The 17224-nt window shown below is 29.5% G+C and carries 15 protein-coding genes and 1 pseudogene; 6 read left to right on the top strand and 10 right to left on the bottom strand.

The features are described from left to right. Positions 1–58: 58 nt before the first annotated feature. The 3 genes from NOVO_05470 to NOVO_05460 all read right to left on the bottom strand — a co-directional run bounded on the left by NOVO_05470 (position 59) and on the right by NOVO_05460 (position 1955). Positions 59–244 (bottom strand): DnaJ domain protein, encoded by a 186-nt coding sequence (locus NOVO_05470; protein ID AIL65463.1) that lies wholly within the window; start codon positions 242–244, stop codon positions 59–61. A 460-nt stretch (positions 245–704) separates the two neighbouring features. Further along, positions 705–1130 (bottom strand): hypothetical protein, encoded by a 426-nt coding sequence (locus tag NOVO_05465; GenBank protein AIL65462.1) that lies wholly within the window; start codon positions 1128–1130, stop codon positions 705–707. Between the two features lie 84 nt (positions 1131–1214). Continuing rightward, positions 1215–1955, bottom strand: coding sequence for a putative oxidoreductase (locus tag NOVO_05460; protein ID AIL65461.1), 741 nt, complete (start codon positions 1953–1955; stop codon positions 1215–1217). Positions 1956–2212: 257 nt separating this feature from the next. Here NOVO_05460 and proP_3 point away from each other — a divergent pair, with 257 nt between their 5' ends. Both proP_3 and NOVO_05450 read left to right on the top strand, forming a co-directional pair. Further along, positions 2213–3328, top strand: coding sequence for a Proline/betaine transporter (proP_3, locus tag NOVO_05455; protein AIL65460.1), 1116 nt, complete (start codon positions 2213–2215; stop codon positions 3326–3328). Continuing rightward, positions 3321–4013, top strand: a complete 693-nt coding sequence (locus tag NOVO_05450; protein AIL65459.1) for a hypothetical protein — start codon at positions 3321–3323, stop codon at positions 4011–4013. Before proP_3 ends, NOVO_05450 begins: the two co-directional genes overlap by 8 nt. Here NOVO_05450 and NOVO_05445 read toward each other — a convergent pair. Both NOVO_05445 and NOVO_05440 read right to left on the bottom strand, forming a co-directional pair. Then, complete coding sequence (locus tag NOVO_05445) at positions 4006–4356, bottom strand: hypothetical protein (GenBank protein AIL65458.1); 351 nt, start codon at positions 4354–4356, stop codon at positions 4006–4008. The genes NOVO_05450 and NOVO_05445 overlap by 8 nt on opposite strands. A gap of 78 nt (positions 4357–4434) precedes the next feature. Beyond that, the gene (locus NOVO_05440; GenBank protein AIL65457.1) at positions 4435–4698 is read right to left on the bottom strand and encodes a putative transcriptional regulator; all 264 of its coding nucleotides are present in this window, start codon (positions 4696–4698) and stop codon (positions 4435–4437) included. Positions 4699–5063: 365 nt separating this feature from the next. Between NOVO_05440 and NOVO_05435 the strand changes: the two genes are divergently transcribed. Continuing rightward, positions 5064–6545 (top strand): hypothetical protein, encoded by a 1482-nt coding sequence (locus NOVO_05435; GenBank protein AIL65456.1) that lies wholly within the window; start codon positions 5064–5066, stop codon positions 6543–6545. Positions 6546–6749: 204 nt separating this feature from the next. Continuing rightward, complete coding sequence (gene ssuB / locus NOVO_05430; GenBank protein ID AIL65455.1) at positions 6750–8669, top strand: ABC-type transport system, permease and ATPase components; 1920 nt, start codon at positions 6750–6752, stop codon at positions 8667–8669. Between the two features lie 253 nt (positions 8670–8922). On the opposite strand, the gene NOVO_05425 is transcribed toward ssuB, so the two are convergent. The 5 genes and pseudogenes from NOVO_05425 to NOVO_05400 all read right to left on the bottom strand — a co-directional run bounded on the left by NOVO_05425 (position 8923) and on the right by NOVO_05400 (position 14968). Next, positions 8923–9165 (bottom strand): hypothetical protein, encoded by a 243-nt coding sequence (locus NOVO_05425; GenBank protein AIL65454.1) that lies wholly within the window; start codon positions 9163–9165, stop codon positions 8923–8925. Further along, complete coding sequence (locus NOVO_05420) at positions 9143–9673, bottom strand: hypothetical protein (GenBank protein AIL65453.1); 531 nt, start codon at positions 9671–9673, stop codon at positions 9143–9145. The genes NOVO_05425 and NOVO_05420 overlap by 23 nt, the downstream gene beginning before the upstream one ends. 111 nt (positions 9674–9784) lie before the next feature. Next, positions 9785–12887: pseudogene (locus NOVO_05410) on the bottom strand (efflux pump membrane transporter BepE; disrupted). A 2-nt stretch (positions 12888–12889) separates the two neighbouring features. Next, positions 12890–14044, bottom strand: coding sequence for an Efflux pump periplasmic linker BepD precursor (gene bepD, locus NOVO_05405; GenBank protein AIL65452.1), 1155 nt, complete (start codon positions 14042–14044; stop codon positions 12890–12892). 216 nt (positions 14045–14260) lie between these two features. Further along, positions 14261–14968: a zinc finger-like domain protein gene (locus NOVO_05400; protein AIL65451.1), complete on the bottom strand. Its 708-nt coding sequence runs from the start codon at positions 14966–14968 to the stop codon at positions 14261–14263. 68 nt (positions 14969–15036) lie between these two features. On the opposite strand from NOVO_05400, the gene dapD reads away from it, so the two are divergent. Together dapD and dapE are read left to right on the top strand one after the other, a co-directional pair. After that, entirely contained in the window at positions 15037–15906 is an 870-nt protein-coding gene (gene dapD / locus NOVO_05395) for a 2,3,4,5-tetrahydropyridine-2,6-dicarboxylate N-succinyltransferase (GenBank protein AIL65450.1), read from the top strand. Between the two features lie 12 nt (positions 15907–15918). Then, complete coding sequence (gene dapE, locus NOVO_05390) at positions 15919–17055, top strand: Succinyl-diaminopimelate desuccinylase (GenBank protein ID AIL65449.1); 1137 nt, start codon at positions 15919–15921, stop codon at positions 17053–17055. Positions 17056–17224 lie beyond the last annotated feature (169 nt).

The following is a 17224-nucleotide window of genomic DNA, read 5'->3' as shown; positions in this document are numbered from 1 at the left end:
TATTAGTATCAATACGTTCAGCATTAATTGGTTGATCTTTAACATCTAGATCATTTTCCTACTCTTGAACAAGTTCAGGAGAAAATTTCCAGTCCTCATATGCACGTTGAAATTCTTTAAATTTTTCTAAATCCCCTCCTTTATCAGGGTGCATAAATAATAATTGTTTTTTATATTGTTTGGAAATTTCTTCAGGCGGAGTATCCTTACTTATCCCAAGAATTTTATATATGTTATTTTTCATTTTTTAATTTCTTCTACAAAATATTAAGAATTTTATATATAAATAGAAAATTTTAATTTTTATTATATAAATTTAAATTTAAAAGACAAGTTTAATATTTAATAAGAATTAACATTTGCGAAATAAAAGTTAAAATTTACAGCTGTACTTTCTTCCTAAATAGATTAAATTTTTCCTCTTAAAACCATGGAAATCTGCAGCACATACACTAATAAACTGAACTAGAGGAGATTTTCTTTATCTCCTAAGAAACAATATTTACTTTCAGTTCGTTTTTACTAATTCAAAGCCTAATGCTTTAGCCTTTTTCTCAAGGTTCCATACCACTCTTTCAGCGTAATGTTTCATAATAATCCATTCCTTTTTCAGTATAACTTTGACTATATTTAAATAATTTAAAACATTTGAGTCAGCTAGAAATTTTAACAATTCAATGAGAGAATAACTTTCAAAGTGCTACTCATTCATAACTATTTCCTTTCATTAAATTCTCCCTATCAGTGTTAATTTTTAATTCTATTATTAATAATTGCTCTTTTAAAAATTCATCATGCTTACCTATAATATTTTCGAGCTCTGAAGTGAGTTTTGCTAGTAATAACGAAACATACTTATACTGTCTTTCAGATGCCGTATGATTATACAAAGCTGTAACCCTAAAGAAATTACGTCTTAAAATGTTATAATTTTCTGTCAATTCTAATAGATAGATCTTGATATTGTTATTAATCTGCTCACATCTTACTAACGTATGATCAAGTAACTTAATGAATCCCCCTATTTTAGAATCTTGCTGTTCTATCCAAAATGTATTTTTTTCTAAAAAAAAACAGTTTTCACGTATTTTATTATTAAAATAAAGAAAGACTTGATATAGAGACACCATAAATCTTATTTATGAAACCAATAAATAAGGATATCCGAAGAAGACAGTACCCTTATCTATTATAATTGAACTCTAATATAAGATTTATAAGAATGGAGAATATTGCGGTCTAATTTGTATTTCCACTGGACAACTGCTACCAGGAAAAAGTATAACAAAATTTACTGCTTGGGCTACATCAGCAGGTAATATCATATTTTCCGGATTAAGTTTTAATCTCTCATCTCTATCATATTGAAATGTATTTACATACCCTGGGCAAATTGTTGAAACTTTTATGCCATATGACTTTACCTCATCATATAAGGCATGAGCAAATCCTAATAATCCACTTTTGCTAGCAGTATAAGCTGCGCTCATTGCAACAGGGTTGCGAGCTACTAACGAAGATATATAAATTATGGCATTTTTATTAGCTTTATTAGAACTATTTTGAATAATATAAGGTAAAACTAGTCTCGTAATGGTGATAGGAGAGCGCAAATTAATATCGATCATTTTTTCCATACCATAATCATCATGAGCCAAATCTTTGATAAAGTTACGATAATGTATTCCATGGTTATTTATTAGGGTAGTTATGCTACCATATTCTTTGATAACTTGATCTACCATTATTTCTATATCTGTTTGCTTAGCCAGATCTATTGCAATTACCATATTTTTATTAGAGCTATTAGCTTGAGAGCATAAATTCGCTGTTTCTTCTAATGACTGTTTATCTCTTCCAACCAATGCTAAATTGCAGTAAAATTTAGAGAGTTCTAAAGCAATTTCTCTCCCTATTCCTCTACTAGCACCTGTAAGTATAATTACATTTTTCATTTATTTTTTGTCCCTATTTTTATATTTTATATTTAAAATTATATCTTTTATGATTATATTATTAGTAAAGTAGTTTACAATGATTTATTATTTCTATTCATTTGGAGCAACTATGAGTTTAAATAATAACAAGTTTGTTATTATATCAGGATTAATTGGTAATAGCTTAAAATATTACGATTTTGCTATATTCTCAGTTTTCGTAACTATCTTAATACCCAGTTTTTTTTCCATCTTCAATTGCTGAACATTATACCTTGATTACTTTTAATATTTACATTTTAGGAATAGCCTTTAGGTTTTTTGGAGGACTTTTATTTGGATATATTGGAGATAAGTACGGTAGAAAAACTTCTCTAATTATTTCTTTGTTTGCTACTGGAATTAGTACTGCTTTACTTGGAGTATTGCCCGATAATTCTGTTTGGGGAATATATGCTACCGGAATATTTTGTTTAATTAGGATAATCCAAGGACTATCTATAGGAGGAGAAGTCCCAAATGCTGCTATATTCATTATTGAACATCTGAGTAATCACAAGAAAGGAGTGTGGTATCACAGTTGCAACTGCTGCTTTCGGTACTTTTTTAGCTTTAATTATAGGTTACCATCACAAAAATTATTTCCTAATTCCAGTTTATCATGGAGAATCCCTTTTATTTTAGGAGGATTTGTAGCTGTAGTAGGATTATACTTGCGGCTTAAAGTACAAGAAACTCCTATATTTCTAAGCTTACAAAAGGATAAGCTCATAGAAAAACTACCAATTAAGAATCTTCTTCGGTATAACTATAAAAATGTTATATTAGCAACTTCTGTTAGTACCGTTACTTGTGTTATGTCTTATACAATTACTGGGTATTTTAATATTTTTTTTCAAAAAATATTATTACTTTCTTCTCATTTAGCAATGTCTTATAGCTTATTTTGTTCTTTCTTCTTTATTATGTCATTAATAATAATGGGGTATATTTGTGATAAAATTACTTATAAAGTATTATTTAAAAGAGCTTGTTATTGGATTATTATCCTAGTATTACCTGTTTTTTATTGTATATCTTCTAAATCTATATATCTCACCTTATCAAGTTTAGCTCTATTTAGCATTATGGCAGCTTCAGTATGTTCCTGCATTTATTCTTATATTTTCAATTTATATGCTCCAAGCGAAAGGTGTACAGGAATTTCATTTAGCCTTAATTTAGGAAATTCAATAGTAGCTACTGTTTCTATAATAATCTCAAAATATCTAAATAAAATATCTTTCAATTATGCTCAAGCTTTATATATTATTTCAGTAATTACTTTATATTTAGTAATTTCTTCATACATTAATAATAAAAAAATGGTTAGACGCAAACAACATGAATAAAAATTACAACATTAATTATAAAGAATGTGGAAACCGAATAAAGCAAGCTCGAATTCTAGCAGGTTTTGTCAATAAAAAAGATTTCTGCCTAAGATATAATATTAGTATTAATACCTTACAGTCATGGGAATTGGGAAGAACACCTCTTACTAAAAAAGGAGCTCGAAGGATATGTGAAGCTTTATTATCAGATGGCTTTTATTGCTCAATAGAATGGCTATTATATGGAGTTGGTCATCCTCCAAGCGTTCAAAATATTGTTAGTAATATGATTCATGAGCTTTTTGATGACATTGATTTACAACAAAAAATTAATATAGAAGATGAAATGTCCTTATTCAAAGAAAAGGAATGTTTTAAAAGCCTTCATCCTAAGGCCATTATAATGGTAATCACGGATGATGGTATGGAGCCCTTTTATAAAATCGGAGATTATGTGGCAGGAATTCCTTTAGATGACTCAATGATAAATATTAAACTACATAATAAACATTGTATTATAAGAACCCATGATGATATTTTACTTGTTAGGTCTATTCAATCTACTAATAAAGATGGCATATATAATATTTGTACTTTGAATCCTGCTACTACAGTGTTTCCTGTCTTCATCAACGAAGTAAAATTATCAGAAATAGCTCCTATTATTTGGTATAGAAAAATTTATAAAAATGTTTTTAGTTAACAGTAGTAGTAATTGTTGGATTTATTAACTTAACATCAAATTTTACTGGATTCGAATTAAATGCAGCTTTTCTCAATTTTAATATGCATTTATAAAACGTATCTAAATTTTCTATTACCACTTTAGAAATATCATACTTTCTTTCATCAGAAGCCCATCCTACCAATTCTTTTACTCCTCCTATTTGAGTTGATATGGTAATTCCATTAAATAATTGATGATCTTCTCTCATTAACATTATATCTTTTTCTATTCTATTTGACCCTTTACATAAGTTCCACGGTACTAAATTAGATTTATTACTTTTACAAAGTTTTAGAATAGGGCATTTTTCACCCGTCAAGAGGAATTTTCTATCTTTCTGTATGTTCCATATAATTAACTTGCTCTGATTCAATAGAAATTCTAAAACCAAGCCCCTTTATGATAGACAGTGCTGTATCAAATTTAGGGGTAGTTTTACCAGAAAAAATCTTATATAAATTTGCCTATTTAACTTACTTTGAGTAGCTAACTTACTAATCCCGCCTTGAGCTTCTGCTACCAATCTAAGAGTATGCAAGAAAGCTTTTGTATCTCCATCATTTTCATATTCTTCGATAGCAAGTTCCAAAAATGATTTTGCTTCTTCTGGATCTTTCAGCTTCTCATACATATATGAGTCAAATTTTTGATACTTAATCATTTTTGTTCTCCTTAATTTCTACCACCTTAAATTTTGACTCCGAAACAACTATCTCACAACCTAAAGATATTTGCCTTAAAGTTTGTGTTTTAGGTGTAATAGAAGTGATAAAAGAAGAATAACAATTAAAACATATTATATTAATTAAAGGGCATAAAGGGATTTTAAATTCTTATTGATACCAACGAAGTAAATATATTAAAATTTTTCATTGCAAGTCTTAATTTAATATGTCATTTTATTATTAACAGGTCAATGAATTTGGATAAGAAACATATGTTAGGAAAGTAGAAACCAATATAAGCCGCTACCTCTTCAATTCAAATTTTAAGATTATATCCAGAACTTAAAACTAATAATAATCTATGTTAGATACAATAAAAGAAAATATTCTGCTTCCCATTAGAGCTTTTCAGTTACGTTATTTACCTATAATAATTCTTTATTTCTGTTATGGCTTTTCAAGCTTTACTAGTATCGCCCAAATGTTTTGGGTTAAAGATAAGTTATCTATTTCTGCAATAGAACTTGTAGAGCTATCATTTTGGGTAAGTTCCCCCTGGACTGTAAAAATTTTATTTTCTCAAATTATTGATAATATATCAATAATGGGTAATAGAAGACAATCATACATATATATCGGAGCATTCTGTAATTTGCTGGGCTCTAGCATACTCATTGCTTTAGCCAACGATTATGACCTAACATACTTAGGTTCTGTATATCATCAATTATTATTAAGCGGAATATTAGTTTCCACTGGTTTTATGATACAGGATTTAGTAGCAGATACTTTATGTGCTGAACTAGTTAATCATAATGCTTCTTTTGAAGAGAAAAAATACGAAATAGGTATTATACAAATGTTAGGTAGAATCAGCTTAATGTTTGCTATATTACTAGCTACAATTATTGGAGGCTATATAGCAAGTAATTATAATTACTCCGATATTACATGGCTAACTTTGCTTTTACCTATAATAAGTGTTACCTCATCTTGTTTTTTAAATAAAAATATCATTCAAAGCGAAGGCATATTTAATTTCAAAATTTCTATAATAGGCATTATAATAGTAGTTATAAGCTTATTCTTTGGTATGTTAAAAATACCTTATAATCAGGAAATAGTGTTTTGTTTCAATTTAATACTCATAATATTTTTGTTTAAAATTATTTGCACTCATCAAGATAATCAAACGTTTAGAGAAATTACTTTAATTGGAATAATGTTATTTGCTGCTAGAATTGATCCCCAGACAGGAGTAGGTATTGAATGGTGGATGATTGATGAATTAAAATTTGATCCTATATTTTTTGGAGTTTTACGACAAATTAGTTTTTTATTAGGATTAATAGGAACTTGGCTCCTCTCAGGATATTTACTAAAGAAAGATATTAGCATAATAATAGTAGTTTTAGTCTTAATTAATGCAATTCTATTTTTGCCATATATTGGCATGTCATACGGATTACATAACTGGACTTTAAGACACTTTGGATTTGGCGCTAAAACTATTGCCGTAGTTGATACCTTTATAGATGGCCCCTTCACTGCTATTATTATGGTACCTATTCTTGCATTATCAACACTTTATGCACCAAAATACAATAAACCCACTTGGTTTGCTATAGCAGCTTGCTGGCTAAACTTAGCTTTATCAAGTAGTACACTGATTGGCAAATATTTAAATAAATTTTTTATAATTGAAAGAGGAGAATACAGTCAAGTGAGTAATTTACTTATAGCAAAACTTATAATAGGCGTTACTATACCACTATGTACAGTATGGATTTGTAGTATACTTAGAAGCAAAAATAAAGTTATTCTTAATCCTTTACCTACCTAAACTCAGCCTAATTAATTATAAATTTTACCTTCATTTTTAATCTCTATAATATAATAAATATCTTTACGTTTTTTCTTTACTTCCTTTAAAAAAATTATTATATAACTAATTCGTAATAAATATATTGTTAAAAATATAGTAATAACTTTTTTGAAATTATAAAAAAAATATACAATAAATGAAACTAGGATAATAGATTAAAAAATGCCTATCTCTTCAATCACTAATAAAATCTATAATTATATATCATGGCCTCCTATTACTATAGGTAGGAAAATGTATGATGTTATTAAAAACGTGGATAAATCTGGCACATTTTTAAAGCATCTTGTATTACGAATGATTATATCTTCAGCCTCAAATTATATTTTATATACTATTCAGAAGGATATAATGAAAGGTTTTGGTAAGTTAGATAACTATGTTTTTAATTCGCTAGGCCAAGAAAATGTAAAAGAAGAGGACTTTGAAAATTTTAAAGAGCAAGCTATTGATATTTTATACCCTATCTTAAAATATATAAGCATAAGCTTAATAGTTTCTACATATGAAACAATTTATAATACTAGAATGGCAAAAAAACTTAAACAGCTTTTTAATGAAAAAGTTTTCAATGAAAATCAGGTTGGTATTAAATTAAGTAATTCTGAAGAAACCGCAGAAATAGTCAGAAATTTACCAGAAGATGTAGACATAATAGCAAAAGAAGGGTTAAGTTTAGTTAGAAGTGCTACAAATAGTTTTCAAAAAGCTGCTCTATCATTTATGCCTTTATATAGATTATCAAATAATATTAATATTTTAGGAATAAAATTACCTGATTTATTACTTGTATCTTTTGTTTTTTCGGGAGCTAAACAATTCGTTTCATCATTTATTACAAATTTAACTACATCCTACAGTAATCAATATACTATGGAAAATGCCAAAAAAAATACCACCATATCCCATGACTTTTCTAACGTTAAACCAATTTTTACTGCCAATGCACAAAGCGCTGTTGCAGAAAAACATAAAAATTTATTAGATAAATTGGATACTTTAGAAATGAAATTAAGTATAATAACTTCGGTTAATAACATTTGGTTATCTTCAACTTCTTATGCTAATAGTATATTTAAATATGTAATTATGGGTTATAAGGTATTTACTGGCGCAATTCAAAGTGATGAAATTTATACAGGATATTCTTATTTTAATGATATAGACGAATTATTCTCCTGGCCAGATGACAATCAAGCCCAAATTAGAAATCTAGAACCACGATTAGATAGATTAAAAACATTTTTAAATAAAGAAAAAGAAATTTTAAATTCCCCTCAAAAAATAGAATATAACAGAGGAAAGTACTTAGCTTTAAATAATTTATCATTATCTACAACAGATAGAAATTTTTTTACTATTAATAATATGGTTTTTAAGACCCAAGAAAGATATGTCTTTTCTGGTCCTTCAGGCAGCGGAAAATCATCTTTAATAGCCAAAATTAATGGTATAATTCATGATGGAATTAATGCGAAAGGGATAATTTCTCAACCGAATCAAAAAAGAATTATGCTAACGCAAGATGATTATTTTCCAGCTCATAGCAATATCATTGATGTTTTATGTTTACCTAATAAAGCTCCTACCCATAACGTAAAACGAGAACAATTAAAAACCCAAGCCCAAAAATTATTAACAACCCTAAATTTTGGGCGCGATATTGATTTAGAAGAAACAAAAACTAATTGGGGAGCAGAACTCAGTGGTGGGCAAAAAAAGAAACTTAAGCTAGTTTCTGCTATTTTACAAAAACCAGATTTATTACTGCTTGATGAAGTGTTTGTTGGGCTTGACGAAAATTCTGTTAAAAATATACAAAGAATTATTAATGACGAATTACCCAATACCACTATTATTAGTGTTGATCACCATCCGGATAAAAGTAAGGATTTTTATACCTCACATTACAGTATTAAAAATGGTAAAGTTTATCATGTAGCAGGAGCTAAGATAGATAATACGCTAGAAGAAATAGATAATGAACCAGTAACCCCTAGAGAATACACAGATCTTATACAGCGTAGACCAACATTTTCTTCATACAATAGTGATAACAAGAGTTACGCAAATGTAAGATAATCAAGACTATACATAAAATTCTAAGGTATATATAGGTAAAATTTTTAGTAATATAAGCAAATTAGAGGTACAGAATCTAGAGAACCGTTCTAATATAGCAAAGGCAATTTAAAATAATACGAATCGTAGAAATGCTATTGTAGGCAACGGACACAACAAAGTAATATTTAAATTGCCACAACTATTATCTAGGTTATGTGCATTTAATTTAGTAAAACTTTTATTTTTAAAGAATTTTGAGTAAAAATTATATCTATTTTGCCCTTCCACTAGGTTTGTCTTTAGTATTTTTTTCTTTGCTAAAGTTACGAATATTCTTAGGTTCTTTGCCCATATCTTTATTGAGATCCATAACTTCTTTTATATTTCTTTTTTTGAATTCTTCTTTTAATTCTGCGACTATTAAATTATATTTTTTAGACGTATTATCTGGTGTATCTATATACCAAATACTACCTTCTTTACTTGTTTTTTTAGCTTTTACTGGAGTAAGCAATTTTTTGACCTAATGAAAATAATTCTTCTGAAGATAAATCTTTAATTTGATCATAAGAATTTTTAGCTATAAAAAGAGCAGCATCTCTAGCTAACCGTTCTTCTCCTATTATATTTAAACCATCGGATTTTTTTGAGTAAGACATTTGATAGGCATCTTTACTATTGATTCTGCTGCTTAACATACCAGCATATATATTAGCAAATATTCCTAACGACTGCATATTTAATTCAGAATGAGGGAAATCTGAAAAATATCTCCTGAGAGTAGCAGTATCACTCATACCAAAAGCAATATCTTGTTTATGGTCTTTAGCTCTAACAATTTTAGTTCCAAAAGGCTTTCTATATTGAGATTTTTGAGGAGGATCCATAGTTTTAATTGCATTATTTTCTATGAAAGCTTTAATAACGGCAGAATATATTGGCTGTATTTCTTTCTTTGGCACTACACTAATAGCATCTTTCCATGTTTGAAGATCAAATTTTTTATTATATATAGAAGCCATAAATACCTACCTATTACATTAATAATGTATATAAGGATAAATCAAAATACTAAACAAAAGTTTAATTTTTTAATGACAATAGTAGTTATTTATTAAAAAATTATAATTTTAGCGTAATTTACTATATTTCATAATTAATCTAAAGAATAATGGTACAAAAAACGTTGCTATAAATGTAGATACAAGCATACCACCTATAATACCTGTGCTAATCGAATGCCTACTTGCTGCACCGGCACCTGAACTAAAAAATAATGGTACACATCCCAAAATAAAAGCTAAAGAGGTCATAACGATTGGACGAAATCTTAATTTTGCGGCTATTCGCGCAGCTTCATGTATTGTTTTACCTTTTTGCGTTTCTAATACAGCAAACTCTATAATTAGAATAGCGTTTTTTGCAGCGAGTCCTATTAAGGTTAACAATCCCACCTGAAAATATACATCATTTGCAAGACCTCGGAGTAGCTGAAATATTATAGCACCCAAAACTGCAAAAGGTAGAGATGATATAACAGCAAAAGGTAAGGTCCATCTTTCGTATAAAGCCGCTAAAATTAAAAATATGGCAATAATTCCAAATGCTAAGGCAATATTACCTGTATTACTTGTCATTTCTTCTTGATATGCAGATCCTGACCATCCTATTGCAAAATCTGAAGACAATATTTCTGTAGCTGTTTCATTGATCGCCTTTATAGCTTGTCCTGAACTATATCCAGGAGCAGGATTTCCCATAATTTTTGCAGCTGGGAAAATATTATATCTAGTAATGGTATCGGCTTGTAATTGTAATTCTACCTTCAGCAATGAGCTTAAGGGAACCATATTACCTATATTAGAACGTACAAATACATCTTTTAGATTATCTATAGTTTCCCGATATTTACTTTCTGATTGTAAATAAACGTTATATGCACGACCATATAATAAGAAATCATTAACATAGTAAGTACCAAATGTAGATTGCATAGTTGAAAATACATCCGATACATTAACATCCAAAGCTTTAGCCTTAGTTCTATCTAATATAATATTATAGGCAGGAGTATTTGCAGAAAACATGCTTTGCATCCACAATATTTCTGGCCTTTTTTGAATAGCTTGAGTTAATTTCGTCGCAGCTTGCTGTAATAACAACGCATAATCATTATTATCCCCTTTGTACTGTATATAAAATTCAAATCCTCCAGTAGTACTCATCCCTGTAATAGGAAGAGGGTTAAAAATGGATATAACTGAATCTTTTACTTGTTTACCTATTACTGTAAATTTTTGTGCTAAAGTAAAGGAATCTTCCTTTTCACCTGCACGTTGATCCCAAGTTTTTAGGCGAATAAATGCTGCACTCGCACTAGTTTTTTCCCATACCTCCTAATAAATCTAGCCCCACTAAACCTATAATATCTTGAATTGTTGATTCCTTTTTCAAAAGTTCTAGAAAATCTTGCATAACTTTATCAGAATTTTTTAAAGCAGTACCTGGCATCATATTTTGTGCCACAATCAGATAACCTTGGTCTTCGTCAGGTACAAGACCTGTAGGTAATACTCTGAACGTAATAATTGCTCCTGCAATTGCTAAACCAAATAATATTAGACCAAGTGCCGCTCTGATGAGTAGAAAATCAACAATTTGCGTAAATTTTTGGGTTAGTTTATCAAAAGTAGTATTAAACCATACAAAAAATTTACTAGTTTGCGTTTCATGATCTTTAATAAAATGCGCACATAATGATGGAGTTAAAACTAATGCTACCGTACCAGATAAAACTACAGAAATAATCATAGTAACAGCAAACTGCTGATAAATTAATCCTGAAATCCCACCTATAAATGCTACTGGTAAAAATACAGAAGAAAGAATTAATACGATTGCAATTACAGGTCCGCTTACTTCTTCCATAGCTTTAATTGCAGCTTCTTTAGGACCAAGTTTTTCTTCTCTCATAATACGTTCTACATTCTCAAGTACTATAATAGCATCATCAACTACTATACCAATAGCCAAAATTAACCCAAATAAGGTAAGTAAATTGATTGAAAAACCTAATAAATACATACCCGCAAAAGTACCTATTAGAGATATAGGAACAGCAAGTAGAGGTATAATAGTTGCCCTTACATTCTGCAAAAATAAATATACAACTATTAAAACTAATATAATAGCTTCAACAAATGTTTTAATCACTTCTTTTATAGATACATTTACAAACACAGTAGTATCAAAAGGTATAGAATATGATAAGCCATCAGGAAAACTTTTGGACAATTCTGCCATTGCCTTGCTAATATCCTGTATTACACTAAGAGCATTAGCATTAGTATCCAGATAAATACCAAGCATTACTGCAGGATTTGAATTTAACGTAGATAGAAAATTATAATTTTGTGCACCTAATTCTATTCTTGCTACATCCTTTAACAGTAAATGTCCTCCATCTGGGTTATTTTTAATAATTATGTTTTCAAATTCTTTTTCTGTAGAAAATCTACCCTGAGTTAAAGCAAGATAGGTAAAATTCCTGGGATTTTCCATTGGTTCATCGGCAAACTTACCTAATGCAAATTGTGAATTTTGTTCTGTTATTGCAGATTTTATATCACTTACTGCTAACTTATATTGGGCCATTTTATCTGGTTTTAGCCATACACGCATGGCATAGTTTGATGCCCCAAATAAAGAAGCATTGCCTACTCCCTCAATTCTTTTAAGATTATCTAATACGTTAAGCACAGCATAATTACTAATAAACAATGTATCTAAACTTTTATCAGGTGAAAATAAAGCAATAACACCAAGCAATGTCCCAGAAGCACGATTTACAGTTAAACCATTTTGTCTTACTTCTGCTGGTAATTTTGGTAACACTGCTTGCACGCGGTTATTTACATCTATTTCAGCTTGCGCAGGATCTGTACCTATTGCAAAAGTAATTGTAATACTTAACTGTCCGCTACTAGAACTGGTAGAGATTAAATATAGCATATTTTCTACACCATTAATTTGCTCCTCTAAAGGAGCAGCAACAGTGGTTGCAATTACTTCAGGAGATGCTCCTAAATATGTTGTAGAAACAGTAACTGTAGTAGGTAAGATATTAGGATATTGGGCAATAGGTAACGCATGCATTGAGATTAATCCTGCAAGCACAATCATAATTGAAATCACTGCTGCAAAAACTGGCCTATTAATAAAAAAACGTGAAATCATAATTAGCTCTCTAGAGATTTGGAGATAGTATCAGCGATTTTGACCTCTTGTCCAGGTTTTAACTTTATTATATCTTCAACAACCACCTTATCACCTGCTTTTAAACCATTGAGTACTAATCTACCTTTGTTAATTATCATCCCTAAAGTTACAGGTTTAATAGCAATTTTTGCGTTTTCAACTATATATACACTAGTACCACCTGGCGTATAAATAATAGCTTTTTCAGGTATAACAATAGCATTTTGATAATTTAAGCCTTTAACTTGAACACGCACATATTGATTTGACATTAATTTTTGATCTGGGTTTTTTATTGTTACCCTAGACATCACTGAAGCTGTATTCTCGCTTAAGCTATTATCGGTAAAATCTATTACACCTTCCTCTGCTAATATAGTGTCATCCTCAAGTTTAATCGCTGCTCTAAGTAATTTATCACTTGGTATAGACGCTTTTTTATTTTCTATTAACTGCCGAATGTTATTATATTCATTCTCAGGATAAGAAAAATTTACATATACAACATCATTTTGTACGATTGTTGTTAACAAACTACCATTATCAATGAGATTGCCTTCAGAATATACAGCATCCGATGTAATACCTGTTATGGGAGCCTTAACATTGGTATAATCTAAGTTAATTTTAGCTGTTTTTAACTTTTCTTGAGCACCCTTAACTCGACTTTTTGCTTGTTCATAGTCTGAAATAGATTGATCTCTAGCTCCTGCTGAAATTACACCTTTTTTAAATAAAATACCAGTTCTGTTAAATTCCTTTTCTTCTTGTACTAATACGCTCTTTGCAGAACTTACTTCTGCTTCTGCTGCTTTATAAGCAGCTATAAAAGATTTGGGATCTATGGTAAATAATATATCTTTCTCTTGAACTCTTAACCCTTCTTGATAATTTGTTTTTAGCAATATACCACTAACCTGAGCACGTACTTCAACTTCTTTTATACCCGCTACTCTTCCAGGATATTCGAAACTTAACGGTATATTTTCTGATATAACATTATGTATTTGTACACTAGGTATATTACTCTGTGATTTAGCTTTGCTATTACGACTTAACATTTGCAATAATATTAAGGTTATAATTATTATTACAATTATTATTATCCATTTACTGAATCTACGATTTAGAATCATATTTTTCTCTTTTTATTATTTCTTACAGTTTAATTCAAGAATATAAACATTTAATTAAAACATAATATTTTTCTGTACTAAAATCTTAACCATTTTTAATTAAAATATTATCATAACTATTAGTAAATTAAGTTGATAACAGTACCAAGAACGAGGTACAAAATAAGTACATGATTAAGCAACGCTGGGGCGTATTAGAGCTTAATTTACTACTACTTATGTAGCGTTTAAGGCTATCTTATATATTAAATCAGAAACTTGCCTTAAAAATAATTCCCACTTATTACCTAGATCTACAACTATATAAGTTGCATTATCAGGAATTAATATATTAGTATTATTTACATAGCTTTCACCTGGCTCTAATAATTTATGTTTTATTTTTACTTTTTGATAAGCCACATTATTTTTTTTATCATCAAAAACTGTTACACGCACTAAAGGCATATAAATTTCTATATCATTGGTATTTTTAATTACATAGCTAATACTATATTGTTCTTGTTCTTCTTTTACTACAACATTATCTATGATCAAGCCGTTAGATGGATATAAACCTGCGGCTATATACATAGAAGATGCACTTGGAACATATTCAATAATCTTGTGATTATAAAATAATCCCGACATTAACAATAATAATATCAACAACATCACTGGTACAATTTTTAAGACTGGCGAGACTTTAGGCTGCATTAAAGCAGGAACAGAAGTAATACCTTCTATTGGCTTTTCCACATCTTCAGATGGATCAGACTGAATAATTTCTGTTTCTTTACTACTTAATTCTTTAAGTTGTTCTTCATTTAGAATTGCCATCCATATATGACTGCATTTTAAGCATTTAACCTTTCTGCCATTAATTCCTATAGATTCAACTTCAACTAAATAGCTTGTATTACATTTGTTACAAGTAATAATCATCAAATATCTCTAGTTTTTTTATAATAAAAATTATAATATTCAGCCATAATAATTTATAAGGAAATAACATGACTGACAACAATACATACAATGATTTATTAGAAAGGTCAAAGAAACTCATTGAAGAATTATGGGAAAATAGACAACAAATTTTTAATAGTGATCAAAAAAAAACCATAGATTATATATTATCTCTGCTTAATAACGGTAAAATAAGGGTTGCAGAGAAAAAAGAGAAGTGGTATGTAAATACTTGGGTAAAAAAAGCTATTTTATTATCATTTGCAATTAATAATTCTCAATTAATTAATAGTGGCTCTAAAATATTGAATCAAGAATATAACTGGTTTGATAAAATACCGCTTAAATTTTACAATTGGCAGGAAGAAGATTTTAAAACTGCTAATATAAGAGCGGTTCCAGGATCAATGGTAAGGCATCCTGCCTATATTGCAGAAAATGTAGTATTAATGCCTTGCTTTGTAAACGTAGGCGCATATATAGATAGCGGTACTATGGTAGATACATGGTCGACTATTGGAAGCTGCGCTCAAATAGGAAAGAACTGTCATATTTCCGGAGGAGTTGGCATTGGTGGGGTATTAGAACCATTACAATCTAACCCCGTTATTATAGAAGATAATTGTTTTATAGGGGCTCGCAGTGAAATAGCTGAAGGTGTAATAGTAGAAGAAGGAGCTGTAATTTCAATGGGGGTTTATATAGGAGCGTCTACCAAAATTATTGATAGAACTACTGGTGAAATTTTCCAAGGACGTGTTCCAGCCTATTCGGTAGTAGTGCCAGGAACTTTACCTAATAATAATGCTATGCCAAATGGTTTTCCTTCCCCTGCCTTATATTGCGCAGTAATTGTAAAAAGGGTTGATTCTACTACACGTTCTAAAACTGCAATCAATGAGTTGCTACGCTACTAAGGAGGTAAAAAAATGATTATTGATCCAATAAAATTAAGCTGTGATTTAATAAATTGCCCTAGTATAACACCAATTGATGCTGGTGCTATTGACCTACTTATAGAGATTTTAACAAATCTTGGTTTTAAATGTAATAAATTACCATTTGAAGGTGTAGTAAATTTATATGCACGCCTTGGCACTAACCAACCTAATTTTTGTTTTGCAGGCCATACCGACGTAGTTCCCCCTGGCGATGAATCTTTATGGACATATAATCCTTTTCAAGCTCATATTCAGAATAATTACTTATATGGACGTGGTGCTGTAGATATGAAGCCTGCTATAGCTTGTTTTATAAGCGCAGTAAGCATTCTACTTCAAGAAGTTAAAACAAATTTTTCTGGCTCTATAAGCCTTATGATTACGGGTGATGAAGAAGGAATAGCTATAAATGGTACTAGGAAAATACTACAATGGTTACAAGAACAAAATGAAACTATAGATGCATGTTTAGTAGGTGAACCTACTAATCCAAACTATATAGGCGAAATGATTAAAATTGGCAGAAGAGGTAGTATATCTTTTAGCTTAACGGTGAATGGCATACAAGGCCATGTAGCTTATCCACATTTAGCTGACAATCCCATACATACTTTGGTAAAAATTTTAAATAAATTACATTTAACTACTCTTGATAAGGGCAACGAGTTTTTTGATCCCTCCCATTTAGAAATCACGTCTATTGATGTAGATAATAACGCAAAAAATGTAATACCTGCCAAAGCAGTAAGCCAATTTAATATTAGATTTAATAATTTACACACTGGAAACTCATTGATTTTCTGGGTTAAATCCATTTGTGAAGAATTTACAGATAATTTTCAATTAGATGCCTATGAATCTGCATCTCCTTTTATTTTTACTGAAAATCCTTTAAAGAATATTTTAATTAATGCTATTCAAACCACCACGAATCATCACCCTATATTAAGCACAACTGGCGGCACATCTGATGCCAGATTTATTAAAGATATTTGTCCGGTAATAGAATTTGGCTTAATCAATAAAACGGCACATAAAATTGATGAACATGTTTCAATAGAAGATATAAATACTCTTACTCAAATTTATTATTTAACTTTAAAAAATTATTTTAATATAATTTAAGCACCCTCAAGTAATTTGCATTAAAGCAAATTACAAACTCATTATGGAAATCCATTTATGTTCGCCTAGCACGAGATATCTATTGGATGAGCATAACTATTTCCCTTAAATTTTAATTAAAAAATAAAAATTTTTGAAAAAAATTAGAAAAAGGTACTTCCATGAATAT

This window comes from Rickettsiales bacterium Ac37b, from assembly GCA_000746585.2.
GTDB lineage: Bacteria > Pseudomonadota > Alphaproteobacteria > Rickettsiales > Arcanibacteraceae > Ac37b.
This window is presented reverse-complemented; position numbering and strand designations above follow the sequence as displayed.